Origin of the sequence: Reichenbachiella sp. (assembly GCF_039941815.1) — a bacterium.
Taxonomy (GTDB): Bacteria; Bacteroidota; Bacteroidia; order Cytophagales; family Cyclobacteriaceae; genus Reichenbachiella.
In genome coordinates, this window is sequence record NZ_JBDVDW010000030.1 from 71,955 (window position 1) to 96,297 (window position 24,343).

The following is a 24,343-nucleotide window of genomic DNA, read 5'->3' on the forward strand; positions in this document are numbered from 1 at the left end:
AACAGTATATTTAAAACTCAAAATACACTCCAAATGAAAACACTATCCATTTTTTTGATGGCCATGATGCTTTATCTATCAGGCCATTCTCGTCCAGAAGATCAATATGTTTATACTCTTGATTTGACTGTTGTAAAAGACGACCAGGTCCAGGTGATATTGATTCCACCGAAAATCAAAGAATCCGAGACCACCTTCTACATGCCTAAGATTATTCCCGGGACGTATTCAGTTGCCGACTATGGCAGATTTGTTCAGGATTTCAAGGCATTTGACAAGAAGGGCAATGAGCTAATCGTAGAAAAAACTTCCGTAAACTCATGGAAAATTTCTAAGAGCAACAAAATGACCAAGGTCACCTACTGGGTCAAAGATTCATATGACAATGACGTGGAGGGTCCGGCTATTTTCGAACCTGCAGGCTCCAACATCGAGGAGGGCAAGAACTTCGTAATTAATTCAGCTGGTTTTTTCGGATACTTCGAAAACATGACCCGAACACCATTCAAGTTTAATATCATCAGAGATACTAAGATGTATGGTTCTACAGGATTGATTGCGATAAGCACTGGTCAGCCTATGGATACCGGACTTGGGCTGGGCGAAGTGAAGCCGACTGCTACAGATGCAAAGGTAGATACCTATCTCACCGAAAGCTACGATCATCTCATCGACAATCCACTGATGTATTGCGAACCTGATACCAGCGTAATCAATGTCGCCGGAGCTGAAGTGCTGATTTCCACTTATTCACCAGGGCAGGTGGTGAAGTCAGCTGAGGTGAAAGGTGCCATTGAGCAAATTTTGATGGCTCAAAAAGAATACCTTGGTGGCAAATTACCAGTCGATAAATATGCGTTTATCTGTTATTTCACTGAGCGACCAGTGACGTCTATAGGGGCGCTTGAACATTCTTATTCATCAGTTTACTCAATGAGAAATCAGCCCATGCAAACCATGCAAGGCCTATTTAATCGATTTGCGGCACATGAGTTTTTTCATATTGTCACCCCACTAAATATTCACTCACAGGAAATCCATCAATTTGATTTCAATGAGCCCAAAATGTCCAAACACTTATGGCTATATGAAGGGATTACTGAATTTTTTGCTGGGAACGTGCAGGTTAAATATGGCATCATATCTCAAGAAGCCTACCTGCGTACCCTTCAAAACAAAATGATTACGGCCTCTACTTCATACAATGACACGCTGGCTTTTACAGATTTAAGTAAGTATACGCTCGGCCAGTATCAGGATCAGTACGGGAATGTTTATGAAAAAGGTGCACTTATTGGGATGTGTCTCGATCTGCAATTGAGATCACTGTCTGATGGAAAGTATGGAGTACAGAATATGATGGCTGATCTGGCTAAAAAATTCGGTAAGGACTCGGCGTTTAACGATGATGAACTTTTCGATTTGATAGCTGAAATGACCTATCCGGAGATTAGATCATTTTTTAGCACCTATGTCGAAGGCAACACGCCTTTACCATATGATAAAATGCTCGCTTTGGCTGGAGTAGACTATGTACCATCAGAAATAAGAATGGAAATAAGCATGGGTTTACCACAGGGTACCTATGGATATAATCCTGAAACCAGCCGTATATATATCACCAATACAGACGGTCTAAACGACTTTGGAAAATCTTTAGGATTAAAAAATGGTGATGAATTAGTGGGTATTAACGGAAAAGAAATACCTTTGAGAGGTATAGGTGCTTTCTTAGGAGAGGTTCGAGGAGGAATGAAGGTAGGAGATGAATTCACATATACTGTAATGAGAGCAAGTGAGGATGGTACTAAATCCGAAGTTGACTTGTCCTCAGAAATTGTTGAAGTTGAAGTAGAGTATCAGCACGTTCTCTCATTGAACGAAGATCCTACAGAAGCACAACTAGCTGTTCGAAATGGATGGCTGACTAAAGGAGAATAACCTCAATTTACCATATAAGCACCGTTCTTTATTGATCGGTGCTTTTTTTATGTGTCGCGCCGTGCACGGTCAACTCCACGCGTCTGTTGAGTCTGCGCGTATCTGCGCTGGCGTTGCTAGCAATTGGTCTTGTGCCACCGAACCCTTTGCCTGAAATTCGTTTTTTGCTGATTCCCTGAGCGATCAGATAATCGGTGACGGTTTGTACTCGCTCTTGGCTCAATGCTACATTTAAAGACGCCAGGCCTTGATTGTCGGTGTGACCAGCCAGAAAAATATTTATGTCGGGATTGTATTTCAGCATTTCTACGACAAGATCAAGCTCTTTTTGCGATCCTTCAATGAGTATTGCCTTACCTTGTTCAAAAAGCACATGATCCAGAGTAATGGTATTACCCTCGACCACAGGCTCTAAAGTGAATACCAGTGTGTCATTTTTCAACAAGGTAAGATCCGTAATTACCCGCTCGGACGAAAGATAGCGGAACGCGCCTGCCTTGATTGTATAGCTATTGCCTTCGTCAACATTGACCACAAAGACGCCATCAGAGTTGGTCCTTGATTTATATTCACGATTAGTTGGCTCGGTATGAATCACCAATTCGGCGCCCACCAATGCGGCACCACTTTTTTTGTCCGATACCTTACCTACTACTGCGATGATCTTCTCTTCAGCGGCTATATCAATTACTTGCAAAGTGTCCGGAACCTCCTCAACCGGAACTATATCAGGCTGAATTTTTACCATTTTCAAATCTCCATATCCGTCGCTATTTTGAGTGCTGGATAAGTAGGCATATTGGTCGGTTGGCAGAAAAGTAAACGAGCGTTCTTTTCCCTCAGTGTTCACCATAGTACCCAGATTTTTTGCTTCACTCCAATTTTGCCAAGTATCGTCTAGCCGGGTGGACATGAAAATATCGAAACTACCTTGCCCGCCGCGGCCATTCGACGCGAAAAATAGAGTTTTGTTATCTGCTGCTATAAATGGGGAAATTTCCTGATTGACTGTATTGATTTTTGCTCCGAGATTTTTTGGACTTGTCCATTTGCCTGCAGGAGTACGCCGTGACACGTAGATGTCTTCCACGCCGTAGGATCCGAAAGACTCCATCCCAAACAACAAATATCGGCCGTCTGAAGAGACACTGGCAGTAAAGTCTTTCGATTTCGAGTTAAAATAAGGGACTTCAAAGATTTTGGGTTTTGTCCATTGACCGTTTCGCTTGTAAGACTGAGCAAAGTCATTCCCGTTTCGTAAGAGCATGGTTTCACCATTATTTACCAGTCCAATTAGCAGATTATTTTTTGCATTGTTCACGGCCCTTAGATTGTAGGCTGGCGTCCAGTCTCCGGCTAGATTTTTTTCACTTATCCATATGTCGCCCTGATCCAGAGAACCGCCTATGTTTTGAGGGTGATTTTTTCGGGTAAAATATAAATTCTGCCCTTCTGGGTCTATCACCACGTTTAGTTCATCCGACGCACTATTGACTACTGAGTCCATAGAGATTTGGTCACTGAATATTTCGATTTGACCATAACCGTACGTGCTGATTAGAGAAATAAATAAGAGAGGGAAAAGCTTTGATAAATTCATGAGATGGATTAATTCAGAATACAAATGTGACTTGCTTGATTGTCAATTCCAACTAAGGGCGGCGAAGTGTTTTTTGAATTTTAATATTAATTTTAAAATAAAAAATTGTACTTATAATTGTTTAATTATCCAAAATATAATTATATTTATAATTAATAGGATCAATTCACCACAAGATACAACCAGGTGTATAAGGAATGAAAAGGATCCCGGACAGCGTCCAGGGATTTTTTCATTCACTTATTTTCTCTTCTTTGATCAAATTATATACCAAATCATGTATTCTGGGTCTTATATTCAATTCATATATTTTTCTGTTTGTCCTAGTCGGATACACTCTGTTGGCTAGGAATACAAAGATTAGTTTATTATCAGGATCTGCCCACACCAATGTTCCGGTATAGCCGGAATGGCCAAAACTTTCTGGGCTGGCTAATTTTGCAACACTGGTTTTAATGCTATCATACTTGATCAGTGGCTTATCGAACCCCATACCTCTTCGATTGTCTAGTGCGCAATATTGACATCTGGTGAATTCTAAAATGGTTTCTGGGCGCAGGTAGGATTTACCGCCATAGCTGCCTGAGTCGATCAGTAGCTGAAACACCTTCGCCAGATCATAGGCGTTGCTAAAAAGCCCGGCATTACCAGAGACCCCTAGCATGAGTGCGGCACCTTCGTCATGGACTACACCATGCAGTAGATTCATTCTAAAGAAGGTATCTATCTCGGTAGGTACTATTCGCGAGGCAGGAAATTTTTTCAAGGGTTCAAAACCCATAGTCTGACTCTCTAGTGGTTGATAAAAATTCTCACTTAGGTAATCTTGAAAGCTCGATCCCGAAAGCCGTTCCACAAGCTCAGGAAGAAGGTAAAAAACCAGGCCGGAGTACACATAACTTTGCTCCTCATAAAGAGATGATTTTTTGATCATTCGATATATTTTCTTCTGGACATAATCTTTATGCATCCAGAGACTGGACCCAGGAATACGATAGGGGTAGGATTCAGAGGAATCCGCTGCAATCGTTTTACGTCTATATCTTCCATTTTTTTTCCTAGACTCCGCATGATAGGGTATCCAGTTCTTGAGCCCGGATTGGTGGGCCAGAATCATACGCATGGTGAGATGTCCCTTGTTTGACCTGGCAAGAAATGGAAAATAGTGACCAAGTGATTGATCCGGATCGAATTTGCCTTCGTCGTACAGTTTCATCAATGCCAGGGTAGTAGCGGCTATTTTGGTAATAGAGGCGATGTCATAAATATCTGTAGGCAGGACTGGTCTAAGGCTATCGTAGGTGTGATAGCCAAAAGACTTGTGGTAAAACACTTTTCCCTCTTTGGCAAGTAAGATTTGACAACCGGGGAAGGCCCCGGAATCAAGTGCCTGATTTATGATAGAGTCTATGCCAACATGTAGAAGTATAGAATCTAGGCCCACTTCGCCTGGGCTTGAGTAGTGCAGTGTATCGGAGCGTGTGGTAGAGTTATCCGTTACGTTTTGAGCCATAATCCCTGACTGACAGTAAAACAGTACAATACATGAGAGTAAAATTCTTGTTGGGATCATGGTGAAGTTGATCATTAAGTAAATATATGTGGCATATTTACACCAAAATTGGCTTTTTTCCTTATCTCAGAATATAAAATTTATTTAGTGCATAGTGTTTGGATTTATCTATAATAGACCTAAATTTGCAGTCCTAAAAATAGAATATAACATTTTAGAGAATGGCAAATCATAAATCGGCTTTAAAGAGAATAAGATCAAACGAAGCCAAAAGACTTAGAAACAGATATCAGCACAAGACTACCAGAACTTTTGTAAAAAGGTTGAAGGAGTCTACCAATAAGACTGAAGCAGAAGAGCTGTTGAGCAAGGTTGTTGGCATGATTGATAAATTAGCCAAGAATAACATTATTCATAAGAATAAGGCGGCTAATCAAAAGTCTAAATTGACTAAGCTGGTAGCTTCCCTATAAGCTTTTACCTGCATTAGAAGAATTTCATTGCTCCCACGACATGGGAGCTTTTTTTGTTTAGTGATTTTTGGTTTTATCTGCATTAGCCCAAGCTGGAAAACAAAAATCTATGTATAATTCAGAGAATCTGTCGATTAAAAAATGGGCAGAGGAGGATCGTCCAAGGGAGAAACTAGCCACCAAAGGCAAATCCGCTTTGTCTGAAGCAGAGCTTATTGCTATTCTTATAGGGTCGGGGACACCGAGTATATCTGCAGTAGAATTATCCAAAACAATACTTGCTACAGTTGACAATGATCTCAATCAACTCGCAAAGCTTTCACTGGCAGATCTGAAAAAATTTAATGGTATAGGAGAGGCCAAGGCTGTCTCCATTGTTAGTGCATTAGAGCTTGGGAGGAGACGCAAGGACACCAACTTTGATGAACGACCTAAGGTACGTACCTCACAGGACGCTTATGCCTATCTGAAGCCTCATCTCATGGATCTTGATCATGAAGAATTTTGGGTGCTCTATCTCAATCGAGCCAATAAAATTCTGAAAGCCGAAAGAATCAGTACAGGTGGTGTATCTGGCACCATAGTAGATGCAAAGCTCATTTTCAAAAGAGCGCTTGAATCATTAGCTTCTTCTGTCATCCTCGCACACAACCATCCATCGGGTAATCAGCAACCCAGCGATCAGGATCTAACATTGACCAAAAAGCTGAAGGCTGCTGGTGCCACTTTAGATATTCCCGTCCTGGATCATTTGATTTTCACAGATCAGGGCTATTTTAGCTTTTCCGACAAGGGCAAACTATAATCATGAGATTTTCACACACTACTTTATGGATTCTTTTCTTAGGGTGTCTGGCGTTTAAATGTGAGCCGACGCAGCGATCTTTGAGCTATACTGAGCAGATCTCAGCACACCGAGAAGAAATAGAGCAATATATGAATGAAGCGGAGGACTCTCCGTTTTTGGGAGCTGACTCTCTTGTTCGACTGGATTATTTTCCAGCTGACGAGCGATTCAAAGTAATAGCTTCCATCAAAAGAATAGCGAACCCTGGTCAATTGACTCTGGGTACATCTGACGGCGAACTCAGGGTATACACCAAATATGCTTGGTTGGAATTTGAAATACAGGAGCTACCACAGAAGCTTCTGGTTCTCAAGGGACAAGAGGAGGATGGATTGTTTTTGGCATTTGCAGATCTGACCAGTGACGACAGCACCTATGGAGGCGGTCGATATATTAACTTGGGTTTTTCAGAGCAAGCTGAGAAAATCACACTTGATTTCAACAAGGCATATAATCCCTACTGTGCATACAATGAGACGTATTCGTGTCCTTTGCCTCCAGTTGAAAATTATCTAAAGATCGCAGTGACCGCTGGAGAGCGCATTTATAAAAATTAACCTACCACACAGACCCCAGATTTCCAGACTCTATCGGGTTTGATCTTTCCTTGTTGATAAAAAACTTCCCGATGATCGCTCACAGGAAAAGCGATCATGTCAGCCAAGCTTCCTTTGATTAATCTACCTCTATCTGTAAGATTCAAGGCCTTAGCTGCGCGGAAGGTGATACCAGCGATGCATTCAGGAATCGAAAGCTTCTCTGCTGCACCCAGCAGTGCGGTCTGGATGAGCAAATCTCCCATAGGAGCGGAGCCGGGATTCCAGTCTGTGGCTATCGCTACACAGCATCCCGCATCCAGTAATTTTCTAGCTGGAGAATAGTGCATCCCCAGGCCTAAAGATGCTCCCGGCAATACGGTGGCTACCGTATCTGAATCTGCCAACAGTTTGATCTCGCTATCAGAGGTTGCTTCCAGGTGATCAGCACTTAACGCTCCGGCATCTACTGCCACTCTGGATCCGCCAGAAGTAAACTGGTCGGCATGAACGGTGATATCAAAGCCCATCTCTTTGGCTTTGGACAGATAATCGGCCGATAGCTCCGTATCGAAAGCGCCGTCTTCTGTGAATATATCTATTCTGTTTGTCAGCCCCTGTTTTTTCAATTCAGGCCAGAGATTTTCAACTATGTGATTCAAATAATCTTTGTGATTGTCAAATTCTTTTGGACATACATGTGCCGCTAAGCACGTAGAAATCAAGTCTGCCGGAATTTTGGCGTCTGCCGCCTTGATGGCTTGCAGCATTTTTATCTCTTCCTCCACGGATAACCCATAACCGCTCTTTACTTCTATGGTGGTTACACCTTCTTGTAGGTGTCGTTTGGCTCGAGCCTTAACCAGGTCGGTCAACTCTTCTTTACTGGCAGCACGGGTTTTATTGACAGAGTCATGGATGCCGCCACCATTCTTTAGGATTTCCTGATAGGTGCTACCAGCAACGCGCTGTGCATAATCACCTGCTCGCGAACCGCCAAAGCATATATGTGTATGACTATCAATCAGGCCTGGAAGGAGAATTCGATCTTCTTTGATCCGATCTATCGTGTCGGCCTTTTTTTTGAGTCTTTCAAAGTCTCCTACCTCTACGATCACATCATCTTCTATGAGTACTCCGCCATTGACAATCAGACCCAAATCGTCTTCTGTCAATGCGCCCTGAATAGATGCACCGGATAGAGTAATTATTTCCTTAAATGGGCCAATTAGTTTTGTCATCATCTGTTGCTTTTTTGGAATTACCAATCCTGATCTAAACTGGATTGTGCCTGTTGTTTTTTTGCAAAAAATGCTTCTTGATATTGTATAAATTCATCTGGATCCAATAGGTCTGATAGCCTTGCCACTGCGTCTTCAGCGAAGTCAATCAAACCAGTTGTAAGACAGTAGTCGACATAGGCTTTGATGAGTGGCTCCGAGTATTCGTTGACCGTAATCGCCTGATGAAGGATCGTATATGCTGTCTCCTCGTCTTTCTCTACTTCATGAAAATAGTTAGCGGCAGCTATGATCCCTTCTTCATAGTAGGGGTTGTCCATGCCTAGCGATTGGTAAAGAAGGTTTTTGCCTGCCGCCGTTTGCCTGGCATTATCCAACATCTGATGTTCCTTCTCAAAGGAATAGGAGGTCCATGTGACTTGATTGCTTTGCATCGCTTCAAATAGATCGTTCCAGGCGTTTGCTTGTGTGGATTGAGTGGAATCAAAGGATTGACTCTCTTTGCTGAGTAGAAAAAGTGCTAGAGATTGGTCTCCCAGGCGATCATATGCTCGTGCAAGATCTGCTGATGCCTCTGGGTATCCCCATTCTCTGGCGGTCTCGAAGTATTTGGAAGCTTGCATTGGCGCATCCAATTCCATGCACCATTTGCCTAGCAGACTGCTCCACTTGCCCACCTGATCCTCTTCCAGCTCCATCAGTTGATAGATCAGCTCAAAGGCCTCGGCTACTTTGCCCGATCGATAGAGATTGGTCGCTTTTACTAGTATAAGGTCTCGCCTAAATGTGCCATTGTCAGGCACCTCCAGATAGGAGTTGATCAATGTCAAAAACTCTGGCAGATCGTTTCGATGACAATAAATACCCAAATTTTTCAGGTAACTGTAGGTGAAAAGATTGAGTGTGGTAGAAGGAGGCGTGGTAATATATGCCAGTCTGGAAGTGTCTCCGGATATGATTTTGTTCGCCAAAATATTGCTCTGAAGGTCAAATCGATTCAGATTTTCATCAGTCTCCGTGACTAGATTCAAACCATGTACCGCAGATACTGCTGCACGATTGGCATTGATCACGGCCTGTTTCCACGATCCCGGCTCACTATTATTGAGATAATACACTGCTGAGTCAACTACACTTGTTTTGTTGTACAGTAGCGCCAGATTGTTTTGTAATGCCCAATGCTTAGGGAATTTTTTCAAGCCATCCTGATAGATGAATAGTGCATCAAAGAACTGACCGCCGCTTTCATATTCTTTGCCCAGCGAAGCATAGGCGTATGGTGTCGGCACCGTTTTGATCGAATTTTTTAATTGTGCCAGTCGGTATGAAGTTTTTTCCTCCGATTGAGCAAGCTGAAAATTGGCATGATGGTTATTCGTGCTTTTGCTTGCACTTTGTTTGTAATAGTAGATAGCGCTTTGCTCTCTATCCAAACTGAGATTTAAGTCGGCCAGTCCGTTGTAGTAGCCGGCCGTAGCTTTGTAAAAACTACTATAACTGTCTCTAAAGAAGAGTGCTGCCACCACAATAACTCCAGCCAGCCTTGCTGATATGTACGGGAAGTTGTCCTCTACATAGGCGAATTGATGTACGGGAAGATTCTGTTTGAGTTGAGTGACAAAATTGCCGATGATATACAAGAAAAACATGCTTCCAAAGCCTATATGGCTATACAGGATCAGTTCACGAATGGCTCCTACAAAAGGGTCGTTGGCATGAAATGAGTGATAGGCAAGCGTGGCAAAAGTCAAGATACCCAAGGTCACAAATATTATCGCTGTGAATGGGTAAAAGGGCAATAGACGACCATAGAGGTTTTCACGTGACTTGATTCCCCATATCCCCAGCACCGCGGATAGACCAAACACCATAAATTCGTTGAGATAATAAATATCCCAATCCAGATAATCAATACGGTACAGGTAGAGCGCCAGGAGATTGAGTAGGTAGGCGAGGCTCAGTATAATAAAGTGAGTGGTATTATTAGAGGATGATTTGGAATATGGTGTTGTAAGTGCAAGGATTGCATATACAATCTCATGTCCAATAATCAGGATGAAGATCAGGCAGATCAGTGTAGCAGGCAAATAGGAAAACCGAGCTAAGAACAAAAGTGGATACTCATATTCGCTACCAAAATAAAGGAGTGAAAAAGTGAGAGCCATCAATCCTAAAAAACTCAAAAATCTGATTCCGAAGCCTACCGCGTCATTGATAGAATTGAAATAGTAGGAAACTGACAAGAAAAGTATTACAACTAAAATGACTGGTGTTTCATCATAGAAGCCAAAAAATCCAACTTTTCCTATTCCGCTAAGCATGATGAGCAGAATCCACAAACCCATGCCTAGAAAGTACCAAAACTTCTCCAGGTAGGTAGCCACGGTGAGGCAAACGACGATGCCGAGATACAAGAGTATCAGGTAAGCGTAAGTATATCCGGCTGGCATTGTATTGGATCCGCCAAAGGCCTTTTGAAAGATGACCGGCAAATCGGTGGAAACAGTACTTTCAATCAGTTGCGAATGATTGGAAAAAATAGGAAAGGACAAATTTTCTAAATAGCCTGTAAGCTTCCAGTAATAAAATGGACTCAGATCTCCCCAATGAATAGTCAGGAAGGTTAGAATAAATCCTAATAATAAAAAGAGAAGAACTTTGAATGCGACCCGAAAGCCCGGTGCCCATTCATTCCAGAAAGCTAGATTATTCATAGGATTAGTTGAGAACCTTAGGTACTATGAAATGACCTTGATCACTCTCAGGGGCATTTTTCAAGGCCTCTTGTCCAGTAAAATGATTATCGACTTTGTCCTCACGCAGATGAATTGGCTCTTCGTTGACATTGCTCAGCGGCTTTACATCAGCGGTGTCCACTTCGTCAAGCTTTTCCACCCAATCGATTATATCCCCCAGATTTTTGCTCATTTGGTCTTGCTCGTTCTCCGACAACTCAAGTCTGGATAGATGAGCCAATTTCTGAACCGTTTTTTTGTCTATAGCCATAGGTCTAATTTGTAAAACCCAAATTTAACAAAAGATGGCTCACGGACGTCGAGTACTTATAACAAAAAGGTCTGAGTTGATCAAATTCACTTTGGCTTAGCAGCAACCTCCACCGTCATAAAAATAAGTGGATGGCGTGATGTGAATGTCGTCTCTGCCAAGTTCGGCTAGTGCATTGGCAGTTTTGTCGCAGACCGCCTGCGGCTGATTCTGTAGTAGAACATGCCCCTTGTGATCATCTAGGTAATCTTCCTGACCATAATAGATAGCTGCTTTACCAGTAAATACGCATGGACCGTCTGCGGGCATCGGATCTTTGATCGCGCATACTTCCAGGCTTTCGATTATGATATTTTGATCTACCGCGTAGTGATTGGGAGATAAGATCCTGTAGGGTCGTTTGGCTCTGACCTCTACAGTGCCAAACCCTACATCAGTGAGCATCTTGATGTACTCATGCATGGGTATCGAACCGCTCAGGCAAAGCGCTCTGAGTTTTTCGTCTTCTTGAAGATGCGCCGGCATTTCTTGATTACATATAGGATCAGACATTACCAATCGGCCGTGTGGTTTGAGTACTCTATACATTTCCTCAAGGGCTTTTTTCAGTTCCTCAGCCTTGAAGATATTGAATAGACAATTCTGAGCAGCCACATCTATGGATGCGTTTTCTACAGGAAGATCAAGCGCATCACCTTTTCTTAGCTCCACAAAGTCCTGATCAAACCAGTCATTCTCTTGTTCTGCTTGTACAAAATTTTGTTTTGAAGCAGCTAGCATTTCATCCACCACGTCAACGCCGATCACTCCTGATTTTTTTCTACTGAAATAGGAAAATTGTAGCAATTCCATGCCGCCACCTACTCCGACGTATAAGATGCTTGGAGAATTGACCAAATCTCTTGGATGTACGGTAGTACCGCACCCGTAGTTCATTTCTTGCATGATCTTGGGCATGCTTAGACCAGGGAGCTGCCAAATTGGAGAAGTGGTACAACAAAGTCCAACATCGGGGGTAAGTGCCGCGGCCTTGTAGACATCGACGGTGGTATCAAGATAGCTCATAGAAATATGGTAGCGTGTATTTTAAAATAAGTTTTTGACTGTCATTAGGTGGTTACTCCTCCACAACTTGAGCCAGCTCCTGCAGTGCAGCCAAAACAATGATTGTTGAGGATTATTTTTCGATCGGTCAACAGTGTAACATCAAAATCACGAATATGATTCGGTGCGCCATGATTCAATTTTAAATCGAGCATTTGGTTGAAATCACAGTCATATAAATGTCCATCCCATCCGACCGAAATTGTATTTCGGCACATCACACCATCGACAGCCCCAGGATTGAAGGCATCAATAAGTTTCTGCATATATTCTTCGTAATTTTCCGAAGCCACCAGATAATCCAAAAATCTTGAGATCGGCAGATTGGTAATAGCATACAATTCGTGAAAATCTATGTCAAAACCCACTTTTAGCTTTCGCTTAAATTCTGATTCCAGTCCGGTTTGATCAGCTGGCAAAAATGCCCCTGAAGGGTTGTATACCAGGTTGAGCTTCAGGTCTGAGTCAGGCAGACCATACCCCACCGCATTTAGCATTTTCAATGCTTCAATGGACTTTTCAAAAACACCATCGCCACGTTGGGCATCCGTTCGTTTGGCAGAGAAGTGTGGGAGAGAAGAGACCACCTCTACTTTGTGTTTTTTAAAAAATTCCGGCAGATTATTATATTTCTTGTTTGCCAAAATGATAGTGAGGTTGCAGCGTACAATAACGTGTTTGCCGCGGCTAGAAAGCTCCTCCACAAACCATTCGAAATCAGGATTCATTTCGGGAGCTCCTCCTGTCAGGTCGACAGTAGAGATGTCGGATTGATCCAGTGCATCCAGGCACTGCTGCATAGTCTCCTGAGTCATGATTTCTTTGCGATCGGGACCAGCATCCACATGGCAATGCTTGCATACCTGATTACACATTTTGCCCATGTTAACTTGAAAAATGTCAATTCCTATAGGTTTGAATGGGAGCTTTCCCAAACCCCGGAGCCGATCGGTAAAGTTGACCTGATCGAGCTGCTCCAGAATCTCCAGTTGCTTGTCCGTATGACTCAGCTGATGATCCTGACCCTGCAGTGATATTTTTCGTTCCTTTATCATCAAATTCAATTTCAAATTAAGTGTCTTCGTTTCAAAGGGATTGTCCGACCCATCCGGTCAATCGCCAGTTGATTACATGGTGAGGTCATCTATCTTATTCATCATTTGTACGCCATGTACTAGTAATGCACCACTTTTGATAGCAGCTGCTACATGTATAGCCTCCATCATTTGAGTTTCGTCCGCTCCTTTTTCCAACGAATCAGAGGTGTAAGCGTCTATGCAGTAGGGGCATTGTACGGCATGTGACACGGCCAGCGCGATCAGGGATTTTTCTCGCTGAGATAGGGCGCCTTCTTTGAAGACTTCTCCATAATAATCGAAGAATTTTTTACCAAGCTCCGGTTGTAGTTCGGAGATGTTCCCAAATTTTTTAAGATCCTTAGGGTCGTAATATGTTTTTTCCATGGAAATGGTGATTTTCAATCAGTAAGTGAATTTTAAATCCTGAATTTAAAATTTCTAATCCATTAACCATCGAAGACTTGAAATAATTCCAAAGAAAATCAAGTAAGGAATGATTTTCAGGACTTGCGAATGGATTTAACAGAAAAAAGACATTCGCAATATTTTTGGAAGCATATGGGAGGATGGAGTGGGTAGTACAAATTTTGTTCATTTCAAGTCTTTAAATAATTCGTCTTATTTCTAATAAAAAAACTTACGCTCAACTCTCACAATTAAAGAACTCTAGAATTTGAAATACGCTAATTCGATACTTTTTGCTCCTCGTACTTATAGCTCAACAAGGACAGCAAATCCCCAAATCGATCCACCATTTCTTGTTCTTCGGGCTGGATGGTTCGTTCCGCGATTTTGAGAAGTAAAAAACCATAGATACCATTTAGACAAATTTGGACTTCATCTTTGATGGCCCCTTTGGCATGGCTCATGTTGTTTTCTATAAAAGGCAAGGCCTTTTGGTACACGCTGAAGTAAGCATCATCATCTATTTTTAGCTGGTCGTGCAGTCTGCTCAAGGTGCCGACCAATTCGTTTAATTCTTCGAGATGGCCTTTTTCAGTAATACCCTGATCCTTCATCTTTTGCATGAATTCCTCATAATGATTCACTTCAGCCAATTTCTCCTTGTCAGAAATAGGGAAGAAATTGATCACCTGCGCACCGAATTTTTCCAAGTCGAATTGGTAGGCTCGCATCAGGTCTTCCTTGCGATAAATCGATATAATGTATTCAGAAATATTGTTTGTACTCTCGGTCATGACGGCCATTTGATTTAGTGATTTTTTTTAATTCAAAAACAAGTCTTTCATCTTTGAATCATTATGCAAATCTGAACTAAAGATTATCTATTTTTGCATTCTTTTTTGAAAAAATGAAGAACATAAGAAACTTCTGCATTATTGCACATATTGATCACGGCAAGAGTACCCTTGCAGATCGGCTGCTACAGCATACAGGTACCGTATCCGATCGTGATATGCAAGAACAGCTATTGGATGACATGGACCTCGAGCGAGAGCGCGGGATCACCATCAAGAGTCATGCGATACAGATGGACTATAAATTTGAGGGCAACGATTATGTGCTCAACTTGATAGACACTCCTGGTCACGTGGATTTTTCCTACGAAGTGTCTCGATCGATAGCTGCCTGCGAAGGGGCATTGCTCATTGTGGATGCTTCTCAGGGAATAGAAGCACAGACGATCTCCAACCTCTATCTCGCCCTCGAACATGACCTGGAAATCATCCCCGTCCTCAATAAAATTGACCTACCAGGTGCCATGCCTGATGAAGTAGCCGACCAGATTATAGACCTGATTGGATGCGATAGGGAAGACATCATTCACGCAAGTGGTAAAACAGGAATAGGTGTAGACAACATACTGTCAGGCATCATCCATAGAATACCAAGCCCCAGCGGTAAACCTGAAGAGCCGCTCCAGGCCATGATTTTCGACTCAGTCTTCAACTCCTTTCGCGGGATAGAAGTAATCTTTAGAGTCTTCAACGGAACCATCAAAAAGGGCGATAAGGTTAAGTTCGTAGCTACCGGCAAAACCTATGATGCTGATGAGATCGGTATTTTGGGCTTGGAACAAAAACCGCAAAAAGAAATTTCGGCTGGAAATGTGGGATACCTCATTTCCGGAATCAAAGTTGCCAAGGAGGTGAAAGTAGGTGATACGATCACACATGTAGATCGTCCGACTCAGGAAATGATCAAGGGGTTTGAAGACGTCAAACCAATGGTATTTGCTGGAATCTATCCCGTGGAGACTACCGACTATGAGGAGCTCAGGGCTTCCATGGAAAAGCTTCAACTCAATGATGCCTCTTTGGTTTGGGAGCCGGAGACTTCCGCCGCCTTAGGTTTTGGATTCAGATGTGGATTTTTGGGTATGCTTCATATGGAGATCATTCAGGAGCGTCTCGAACGAGAATTTGACATGACAGTGATCACGACTGTACCCTCAGTACAATTCAAAGCGATCATGTCTGATGGCACCGAAAAAGCAATCAATGCGCCTTCTGAAATGCCGGACCCTACACGAGTCAGTCATATTGAAGAGCCATTTATCAGAGCACAGATCATCAGTAAGGCGGATTTTGTAGGCCCTATTATTTCGCTATGTATAGATAAGCGCGGCGAAATCAAAAATCAGGTATACCTGACCTCAGACCGAGTCGAGCTAACCTTTGAGTTGCCTTTGTCAGAAATAGTGTTTGACTTCTTTGACAAGCTCAAAACCATCTCTCGTGGATATGCCTCGCTGGACTATGAATTGATCGGCCTGCGTCAGTCCAAAATGGTCAAACTTGATATAATGCTCAATGGAGAGCCGGTGGATGCACTATCAGCAGTCGTACACCGGGACAAAGCATATGATTGGGGAAAAAGATTGTGTGAGAAGCTAAAAGAGTTGCTTCCACGGCAAATGTTTGAGATCGCAGTACAGGCCTCTATCGGCACGAAAATCATTGCTAGAGAATCAGTGAAGGCCATGCGAAAAAATGTATTGGCGAAGTGTTATGGAGGTGATATCTCACGTAAGCGTAAACTCCTCGATAAACAGAAAAAAGGTAAGAAAAGAATGCGTCAGGTAGGTAACGTGGAAATACCCCAGGATGCTTTTATGGCGGTCTTGAAATTGGACTAGCCTGAAACTAGATTTTATGAATTTCCTACTTTTGTCCATATAGAAAAGGAAAAACTTAAGAAATGGCTACATTATTAGACGGTAAAGGAGTCTCCGACCAGATCAAAGCAGAAATCAAAGAAGAAGTAGCGGCCATGGTCGCTCGTGGGGAGAAACGCCCCAATTTAGCTACTATTCTTGTTGGTGAAAACCCTGCCAGTCATACTTATGTCAACCACAAAATCAAGGCTTGCAAGGAAGTTGGATTTATCTCCACCCACCTTCAATTCAGTGAAGACATCAGTGAAGAGTATCTACTCAAAAAAATGGACGCACTGAATGAGGATGAGGAAATCGATGGATATATCGTGCAATTGCCTCTTCCTGATCACATTCACAAAGAGAAAATCATCGATCGGATCAAGCCAATGAAGGATGTGGATGGATTTCATCATCTCAATTTTGGCAGGATGTCGTCCAACTTGCCCTGTCATCTACCCGCTACACCCAATGGGATTTTAGAGCTTTTCCGTAGATACAAGATAGAAACCAAAGGCAAACATGTAGTGATGGTGGGAGCCAGTAACATTGTCGGACTACCGATGAGCATTCTCCTCGCCAAGGGACACAATCCCGGTGACGCCACAGTCACACTTACTCATATCCATACAGTGGATTTGGCGAGTCATACGCGCCAGGCTGATATCCTAATAGTAGCTACCGGAGTAGCAGGTCTGATCAAAGCTGACATGGTCAAAGAAGGTGTCATAGTAGTAGATGTAGGCATCAATAAGGTAGAAGATCCCACAAGGAAATCAGGATTTAGGATAGTAGGAGATGTAGAATTTGAAGAGGTAGAAAAAAAGGCCAGCTACATCACTCCGGTACCCAAGGGAGTAGGGCCAATGACCATTGTATCACTCCTGATGAATACACTAGATGCCGCTAAAAAAACTTATTCTTAATTGGCCTTCATCCCAAAAATATCGGTAAAACTGCCCATCATGGAGATTTTTTACTCCATTCAGGGAGAAGGGTTTCATTCTGGCAAACCAGCCATATTTGTAAGACTCGGTGGCTGTGACGTAGGTTGTGTCTGGTGCGATGTAAAAGAATCCTGGAACGAAGCAGATCACCCATTCCTTTCGATCGAAGAGATCTTGATGGAGCTCAAATCTTATCCTTGCAACACGCTAATAATCACAGGAGGAGAACCTCTCATGTATGATATGACAGCACTTACCCACGAGTTGAAGTCAGCAGGATATAGCCTACACCTTGAAACTTCCGGTGCCTATCCGATGACCGGTACCTGGGACTGGGTTTGCTTTTCCCCGAAAAAATTCAAGTCGCCACATGACTCTGTATATGGACAAGCACATGAGCTGAAAGCCATTGTCTTCAACAAGTCTGATTTTGCATTTGCCGAAGAGCATGCCGCAAAACTAGAAAAGAGTTGTCTGCTTTATCTTCAGCCAGAATGGGGAAAAGCGGATAAAATGATGGAGAAGATTATTGAATATGCCAAGTCCAATGCTGTTTGGAATATTTCATTACAAACTCATAAATACCTCAATATTCCATAATATCTTCGTTATTGCATAAAACGATTTTTATGAGAATTGCCATTACCACCTTATTCATATTTTCATGCTTCGCTGTTTTTGCCCAAGGCACGAAGTACTCCACCATTGATAAGCGAGCCGAAAAATACTATGAAGAGGCACGTCAATATCTGAAAAGATCACAATTTCGTGAAGCCATGGAGCCATTGCAAGATGCGCTAGACAGAGATCCCAACTTCATCGAAGTTTGGTTGGCTATGGGTAGTGCCAATTATAGACTGGGCAGAGACAGTCTTACGCTGGTCGCTCTACATAAAGCCTTAGAAATAGACCCAGACTATTCTAAATCCACCTATGCCTACTTTCTGATTGGAGAAATATACTTTAAACAATCCAACTATGAGGAGGCAAAAGCTTATTTGGCACATTATCTATCCAGAGAAGACACGGATTTAAAGAAGAGGCAGCAGTCAGAGGTCATGATAGACAATTGTCAATATGCATTAGTTGCTATGGCTGCACCCTTCGAATACAACATTGCCATCCTACCTGATCATGCGAATGATTTTAAGCTGCAATATTTTCCTGTGTTGTCCGTGGATCAGCAGAAGATCTATTTTACCCGACGCGAAGGCTTGTCTATGCGAGATGACGAGGACATCTACTATTGCGACAAATTAGAAGATGGTTCATGGTCTGTGCCTCGCTCGATATCCGACAAGATCAACTCAACCTTCAACGAAGGTGCTGCTTCGCTATCTGCAGATGGGCGTATGTTGGTTTTTACTTCATGCGATGGACGAAGAGGTTTTGGTAGTTGTGATATCTACGCCTCTTACAAGGAAGGGGACAATTGGTCCGAACCTGAAAACATGGGACGTATGATCAATTCTGAAGCCTGGGAAGCACAACCATCCCTTTCGGCCGATGGGCGTACCATATACTTTGTATCCAATAGACAAGGCGGTTTGGGAAGAAAAGACATTTGGATGTCCTCCAAAGACTTAAAAGGAAAGTGGCAGGAAGCCATCAATTTGGGCAAAAATGTTAATACCAATAAAGACGAAATTTCACCTTTCATTCATGCCAATGGAGAATCAATATACTTTTCGTCTAACGGTAGAGTAGGCTTAGGAGGTCTTGATATATACATGAGCGAACGAAAGGATACAGTTTGGACAGAGGCCGTCAATCTTGGATATCCACTCAATGATGCTCATGATCAGGTTTCATTGTATATCTCTTCTGATGGAGAGAAAGGTTATTATACAATAGAAAAGAAAATTCGGAACGATTTTGAGAGTCGACTCTATAGCTTTGATCTACCAGATACATTTCAGGTGTCAAACAAAAGCTCATTCCTAAGAGGCACAGTGACCAACGCCGATACTGGCGCACCCATAAGCGCAAATATCAAACTCTATAAGCTAAACGATGAGAAGTATTTTTCTAAATTAAGCTCTGACAAGGAGACAGGAGCATATACCGTTGTATTATCTGAATCTAATCAATACGGCCTGTATGTGACCGCTCAAGGATTCTTGTTCAAGGATTTTTCCTTTTCGTTCGAAGACATTGATCAATTTGATCAAAACTTGTTGGATATCAAATTGGAGCCAGTAAAGGTAGGCGCCATCACGGTACTTGGAAATATATTCTTTGATTTCAATGAATTTAGCCTTCAGCGCACGTCCATGTCAGAATTAAAAGAGGTTTACAATTTCCTAAGGCAAAATCCGAATGTGAAAGTTGAAATATCCGGTCATACGGACAATATTGGGTCTGCAGAATATAATATGGAATTGTCTACGAAGCGAGCCAAATCTGTCTATGATTTCCTGATTTTTAAGCGTATCCGTCCAGAACAAATTTCATATGTAGGATACGGCCAGGACAAACCTATTGTGCCCAATGATAATTTGGAAAATCAGTCTAAAAATCGAAGGATTGAGTTTAAGATCTCCAGCATTGAAGAATAACCAGAACAAAATCCCTGATAATAGAATAAATTTTAGGGAGAAAAAAGGATATCTGACTGATTTGACATAAGTTTGAAGATTCAACAAATCCAATAAATCTTCATTTGAATCCTTTAGCAATGATTTTATGAAGTTTGGATCAGTATTTATAAAAAAAACCGTACCCAAAATGAGAATTGCAGCTATTGCCCTTGGCTTACTACTCGGCCTATTCATCGTTTATCAAGCAAATGAATTGATAAACTCTAAATCAACACCAGACACAGCCTATGACGAAGCCATTAAATATGGCAGAGATTCGGAAGCCAAAATTGCGGTGGTCTCCTATATTGATCGCATGACAAGAACCAAAAGAGGAGAAGCTTCAGAAGAAATCAAGCGACCTGATATTGGTGCTCAGTACTTGAAATCTTTGTCTAATTCTGGACATAGCGCAAGAACTAAAGAGGATCTGGAATGGACTGAAAGAGGACCGGGAAATGTCCCAGGTAGAACTAAAGCCTTTATTGTTGATAAAAACGATGACAGCAGCTTCAGCTGGATTGTTGGTACTGCCGGAGGAGGGATATACAAAACTTCTAATCAAGGAGTACAGTGGACCAATGTATCCGAAGAAGTTCCCAACTTATCTATTGTATGCCTTGCTCAGAGTGAGGAAAACCCTGATATCATCTATGCCGGTACCGGTGAAAATGCCTATAGTGGGTCTTTGCACAACGGTTCCGGAATATTAAAATCTACTGATGGAGGAGACACGTGGTCTTTGATTGCCAGTACTATCAAATCAGCGTCTGATGATTTTTCAAATGTCAACAGAATCGTAGTTGACCCAACCGATGCTGACCTCATCTTCGCTTCGACTTCAACCAACTTTGGTGAATTGAACCCAGAAGGAGCTGTAATGAAGTCAACAGACGGAGGAGATACTTGGACAAAAGTGTATGAGGCAAGCAACCTTGCACATCAGCTGAGTGCTGATCCCAATGATTTTGAGACTTTATACTTATCTGTATTTCAAGAAGGAATTGTAAAGTCAACCGATGGAGGTGATACTTGGGAAGACACAGGACTTGAGGACATCGCAAGTGCATTTAGTCCTGGTCGATTCGAATTCGCAATCGCTCCATCCAACAGCAATTCAATTTTCGCATCTGTCTCATATGGCGGCTTTTCCTCTTCAGGATCAGGGCTGTTCTACTCAGCAGACGCTGGTGACACCTGGACGCTGGTCAAAGACAAAACAGTAACTGGAGATACTGATTATTTGGTGCAGGGTAATTATGACAACTGTATTGCTATCTATCCAGAGGATGACAAGAAAATTATTTGGGGTGGTACTAACTTATGGACAGGAGAAGTAGAGACAGGTTCTAAGGTCAATGGTAAGAAGACATTTTTAGGAGCTGACGAGAGTGAGACTGAAGGGTTTCTAGATCTCGTGAACTTCAACAATGGTACTCATTATGGAAATAAACTGGCCATAAAAAATTCACTTGAGACCCCATCATTAGAAATTAGATTTGGATCAAGTAAAAGCCAAAAAGCACATAGATTCACAGTGCCTGATGGAGAAAACGCAGGTGTTCCTGATGCCGATTATAGCTATCAGGATTATGTAGATGTACCTTTTGAAGCATGGGATGTTGAAAACAACCAGCAGCTAATGGTATCATTTAGAGATCAACAACAAGACGGTGGTTTCGATCTCAATTTCCCGAAAGACGAAGATTTGAGCAACAGTAGAGAGTATATATTTATACACTCGATTGCTTACAATGCCAACTCCGCCTCATCTACAATAACTAAAGATGGGGGACACGAAGAATCTCAGTACCTCTTTATGTGGCCAAAATTGGTATTGGATTCAGATTTCAATGATGGCGATATTGATGATGCGACATTTAGCGTGACTTTTGGTGAAATTGATTTTTACAATATGTCAATAAGCAATGTCTCTGAAGACAACGAAGACATGCACGTGGATCACCACTCACTCAGCATATTCGACATCGATGGAGTGCAAAGAGTAGTTTCTACCAATGATGGAGGAGTGGCAGTGAGTATTGATGGAGGAGTGAATTTCGGTACCCGAACTAAAGGAATGTCGACCACACAGTTCTACAATATTTCTAAGAAGCCTGGTTCGGCTTCATACCTCGGTGGTACGCAAGATAATGGAGTGGTGTATTCCAATGATGATCCAGGAGCCACGTCGAGCTATATAGATCAGCCCAATGGAGGGGATGGATTAGATGTACTATGGCATGGGAGCAGTCCAAACCTTATGCTAATAGCGATCTATTCAAATATCTTGTACAAGACTACAGATGGAGGCGCCAACTGGGTCGAATCTACCAATGGATTGACTGACTCAGGCAACAACAGCTCTGAAGCACCATTCTATTCGAAATTTGGAAACTCAAGAAACAATCCAAACACTGTATTTGCGGTAAGTGACAGAGGCGTTTGGAAGTCAACCGACTTTGGAAGTTTTTGGAGCCTGAAAGAATTGAAAGCCAGTAAAGGTTGGGGAGGATTTCATGACGTTGAGGTGTCTGATGCTGATCCATCCATAGTTTGGGCAGGAGGCGCCATGGACGAGGATCGAAATTTGTTTGTCTCTACAGATTTTGGTGAAACCTTCGAAGCAGTCAAAAACTTTGATTTGGTTCCTGATGCAGGTAATATTACTACCATAGTTCCAGACCCGAATGATGCTCAGACAGTCTATGTGACTAATTCTAGAGTGGGAGAACCAAAAATTTTAAGATCTAAAGATTTGGGTGAAACCTGGGAAGACATTTCAGGATTTGGTACCAACAGCGAGAGCGACAATGGGTACCCAGATATTTCTACTTATGCGCTACTTATTTTCCCTGATGGTGAGACCTTATGGGCAGGTACAGAACTGGGACTTTACGAGTCCACCGACAACGGCGAGTCATGGCACTATGCCGACAACGGTCTTCCATTTGTAATGATTCAGGATATTAAGGTCCAGGACGGAGAAGTGGTAATAGGAACCTACGGACGTGGAATTTGGAGTGTAGATCTTGATCTGCAATATGAAGGACAGAAAGTAATTCTTTCGGCGGATACCTTTGATGCAGAAGTTAGCGTTTATCCAAACCCGGCATCTGAATACCTCAATGTGAATATTGCAGACAGCTACGTAAAGTCACTCGAGATTAGGAGCATTCAAGGGGCATTGGTACATACGGAGGTAGCCACAAGCGCATGGAATAAGAAACGAATCGAAACAAGTCATCTGGATAGAGGCATGTATCTGTTGAGATTAGTAGATGGGCAAGGCAGATCAAATGTTTCAAAATTTATATTGGACTAAATTATGATAACTAAGATAAAATCTAGAATTGGCCTATTGGTAGCGCTTTTATTTGTAGCGTATGCATGTAAAACCTCCACCAGTGTTACCGATGCTGTGAAGCCAGACAATAATTTGGCAGCAATAGTCGAGTCCATAGGAGAGATAAATGAGACTATGGTCAATAATGCAGACACCCATACTTTGTATTTGCACTCAGATATGCAGGCAGGAAAGGCTCAATCTTTAAGTTATGTCGTGATCGAAAACAAATCAGGTACAATAGTTCATAAGGATAAGCATGCCGCTGGATATGTCAAATGGTACGACGACTATCGCTTAGAAGTACTCAAGTCCACTGAAATGCTTCAGCCCGGCGAAAAACTTTCTTCGCGAGTACAGCTCATTGATGTCAGAAATCAGAATAAAATTTTGAAATCTGAACTTGAAGCCATGGAGAAAAAGTAAGTTCTGTTTTTTCGTAGAAATCAATAGGGATACTCACCTATTTTACAATCAAAAAAAGGCATCGTTCAATCTTGAGCGATGCCTTTTTTTGTACTATTTATCCTTGTCCATCATGAGGCTTGATCACCATCCTGGAGGCATTCAATACTTTTACAAAATGACAAAAATGCAGTTGGCCAGGTAAAAAATAGAAAAAAAGAGACCCAATTTTTATTTGGGGTATTTTGAAAAGCACTTCTAAATAATTTAGTTCTTCTTCCAAAAATCAGATTACTAAAAATAAAACTTTGCCCTTTTTTATTATCGCCTAATTATCCCCTTTTCTTAAGTAAATGTCCGCAAAATAACCTTTCATTTTTTTTGGTTTAGACCCATAAGGGTAAGAAATGGCTGTCCTTATTATAGATCAGTTAACAAATTTTATCACTAAAAATTATGACAATGAAAAAACTATTACTGATTTTCTTGTTCGTGTCTGGCTTGATAGCACAAGCTTCCGCACAGGACAGGACAGTTTCTGGTAAGGTGACGTCTGCAGAAGACGATTCGACACTACCAGGCGTGACAGTTGTACTTAAGGGTACGAC

At 42.1% G+C, this 24,343-nt stretch carries 19 protein-coding genes; 10 read left to right on the forward strand and 9 right to left on the reverse strand.

Going from position 1 to position 24,343, the window contains the following annotated elements:
• The first annotated feature begins 33 nt into the window (after nt 1–33).
• Nucleotides 34–1,941 carry a peptidase M61 gene (locus tag ABJF11_RS07145; RefSeq protein ID WP_348119055.1) on the forward strand — a complete coding sequence of 636 codons (1,908 nt, stop codon included), beginning with the start codon at nt 34–36 and terminating at the stop codon, nt 1,939–1,941.
• Nucleotides 1,942–1,969: 28 nt separating this feature from the next.
• Here the strand turns inward: ABJF11_RS07145 and ABJF11_RS07150 are convergent, their stop codons facing one another.
• Together ABJF11_RS07150 and ABJF11_RS07155 are read right to left on the reverse strand one after the other, a co-directional pair.
• Nucleotides 1,970–3,541, reverse strand: a complete 1,572-nt coding sequence (locus ABJF11_RS07150; RefSeq protein ID WP_348119057.1) for an OmpA family protein — start codon at nt 3,539–3,541, stop codon at nt 1,970–1,972.
• A gap of 232 nt (nt 3,542–3,773) precedes the next feature.
• Nucleotides 3,774–5,129 (reverse strand): serine hydrolase, encoded by a 1,356-nt coding sequence (locus tag ABJF11_RS07155; RefSeq protein WP_348119058.1) that lies wholly within the window; start codon nt 5,127–5,129, stop codon nt 3,774–3,776.
• Between the two features lie 146 nt (nt 5,130–5,275).
• Between ABJF11_RS07155 and rpsT the strand changes: the two genes are divergently transcribed.
• From rpsT to ABJF11_RS07170, 3 genes are all read left to right on the forward strand, one after another.
• A complete protein-coding gene (gene rpsT / locus ABJF11_RS07160; protein WP_348119060.1) occupies nt 5,276–5,527 on the forward strand; it encodes a 30S ribosomal protein S20 in 252 nt (83 codons plus the stop codon).
• Nucleotides 5,528–5,636: 109 nt separating this feature from the next.
• Nucleotides 5,637–6,332, forward strand: a complete 696-nt coding sequence (radC, locus tag ABJF11_RS07165) for a DNA repair protein RadC (protein ID WP_348119061.1) — start codon at nt 5,637–5,639, stop codon at nt 6,330–6,332.
• A gap of 2 nt (nt 6,333–6,334) precedes the next feature.
• Nucleotides 6,335–6,931: a DUF1684 domain-containing protein gene (locus ABJF11_RS07170; RefSeq protein WP_348119062.1), complete on the forward strand. Its 597-nt coding sequence runs from the start codon at nt 6,335–6,337 to the stop codon at nt 6,929–6,931.
• On the opposite strand, the gene hutI is transcribed toward ABJF11_RS07170, so the two are convergent.
• From hutI to ABJF11_RS07205, 7 genes are all read right to left on the reverse strand, one after another.
• Complete coding sequence (gene hutI, locus ABJF11_RS07175) at nt 6,928–8,154, reverse strand: imidazolonepropionase (protein WP_348119063.1); 1,227 nt, start codon at nt 8,152–8,154, stop codon at nt 6,928–6,930. The two genes, ABJF11_RS07170 and hutI, sit on opposite strands and share 4 nt — an antisense overlap.
• Nucleotides 8,155–8,171: 17 nt before the next feature.
• Nucleotides 8,172–10,865 carry a hypothetical protein gene (locus ABJF11_RS07180; RefSeq protein ID WP_348119064.1) on the reverse strand — a complete coding sequence of 898 codons (2,694 nt, stop codon included), beginning with the start codon at nt 10,863–10,865 and terminating at the stop codon, nt 8,172–8,174.
• Between the two features lie 4 nt (nt 10,866–10,869).
• Nucleotides 10,870–11,157 (reverse strand): Asp-tRNA(Asn)/Glu-tRNA(Gln) amidotransferase subunit GatC, encoded by a 288-nt coding sequence (gene gatC, locus ABJF11_RS07185; protein ID WP_348119065.1) that lies wholly within the window; start codon nt 11,155–11,157, stop codon nt 10,870–10,872.
• A gap of 96 nt (nt 11,158–11,253) precedes the next feature.
• On the reverse strand, nt 11,254–12,222 hold the full coding sequence (gene arsM, locus ABJF11_RS07190) for an arsenosugar biosynthesis arsenite methyltransferase ArsM (protein WP_348119066.1): 969 nt from the start codon (nt 12,220–12,222) through the stop codon (nt 11,254–11,256).
• A 44-nt stretch (nt 12,223–12,266) separates the two neighbouring features.
• A complete protein-coding gene (arsS, locus tag ABJF11_RS07195; protein WP_348119067.1) occupies nt 12,267–13,316 on the reverse strand; it encodes an arsenosugar biosynthesis radical SAM (seleno)protein ArsS in 1,050 nt (349 codons plus the stop codon).
• Nucleotides 13,317–13,388: 72 nt separating this feature from the next.
• Nucleotides 13,389–13,724, reverse strand: coding sequence for an arsenosugar biosynthesis-associated peroxidase-like protein (locus ABJF11_RS07200; RefSeq protein ID WP_348119068.1), 336 nt, complete (start codon nt 13,722–13,724; stop codon nt 13,389–13,391).
• 299 nt (nt 13,725–14,023) lie between these two features.
• The gene (locus ABJF11_RS07205) at nt 14,024–14,539 is read right to left on the reverse strand and encodes a DUF4924 family protein (RefSeq protein ID WP_348119070.1); all 516 of its coding nucleotides are present in this window, start codon (nt 14,537–14,539) and stop codon (nt 14,024–14,026) included.
• 113 nt (nt 14,540–14,652) lie between these two features.
• Here ABJF11_RS07205 and lepA point away from each other — a divergent pair, with 113 nt between their 5' ends.
• From lepA to ABJF11_RS07235, 6 genes are all read left to right on the forward strand, one after another.
• Nucleotides 14,653–16,440 carry a translation elongation factor 4 gene (lepA, locus tag ABJF11_RS07210; RefSeq protein ID WP_348119072.1) on the forward strand — a complete coding sequence of 596 codons (1,788 nt, stop codon included), beginning with the start codon at nt 14,653–14,655 and terminating at the stop codon, nt 16,438–16,440.
• A 62-nt stretch (nt 16,441–16,502) separates the two neighbouring features.
• Nucleotides 16,503–17,384, forward strand: coding sequence for a bifunctional 5,10-methylenetetrahydrofolate dehydrogenase/5,10-methenyltetrahydrofolate cyclohydrolase (locus ABJF11_RS07215; RefSeq protein WP_348119074.1), 882 nt, complete (start codon nt 16,503–16,505; stop codon nt 17,382–17,384).
• Between the two features lie 39 nt (nt 17,385–17,423).
• Nucleotides 17,424–18,005, forward strand: coding sequence for a 7-carboxy-7-deazaguanine synthase QueE (locus tag ABJF11_RS07220; protein ID WP_348119075.1), 582 nt, complete (start codon nt 17,424–17,426; stop codon nt 18,003–18,005).
• A gap of 29 nt (nt 18,006–18,034) precedes the next feature.
• Nucleotides 18,035–19,963 (forward strand): OmpA family protein, encoded by a 1,929-nt coding sequence (locus ABJF11_RS07225; RefSeq protein ID WP_348119076.1) that lies wholly within the window; start codon nt 18,035–18,037, stop codon nt 19,961–19,963.
• A 169-nt stretch (nt 19,964–20,132) separates the two neighbouring features.
• A complete protein-coding gene (locus ABJF11_RS07230; protein WP_348119077.1) occupies nt 20,133–23,309 on the forward strand; it encodes a T9SS type A sorting domain-containing protein in 3,177 nt (1,058 codons plus the stop codon).
• Nucleotides 23,310–23,312: 3 nt separating this feature from the next.
• The gene (locus tag ABJF11_RS07235) at nt 23,313–23,756 is read left to right on the forward strand and encodes a hypothetical protein (protein WP_348119078.1); all 444 of its coding nucleotides are present in this window, start codon (nt 23,313–23,315) and stop codon (nt 23,754–23,756) included.
• Nucleotides 23,757–24,343: the final 587 nt, after the last annotated feature.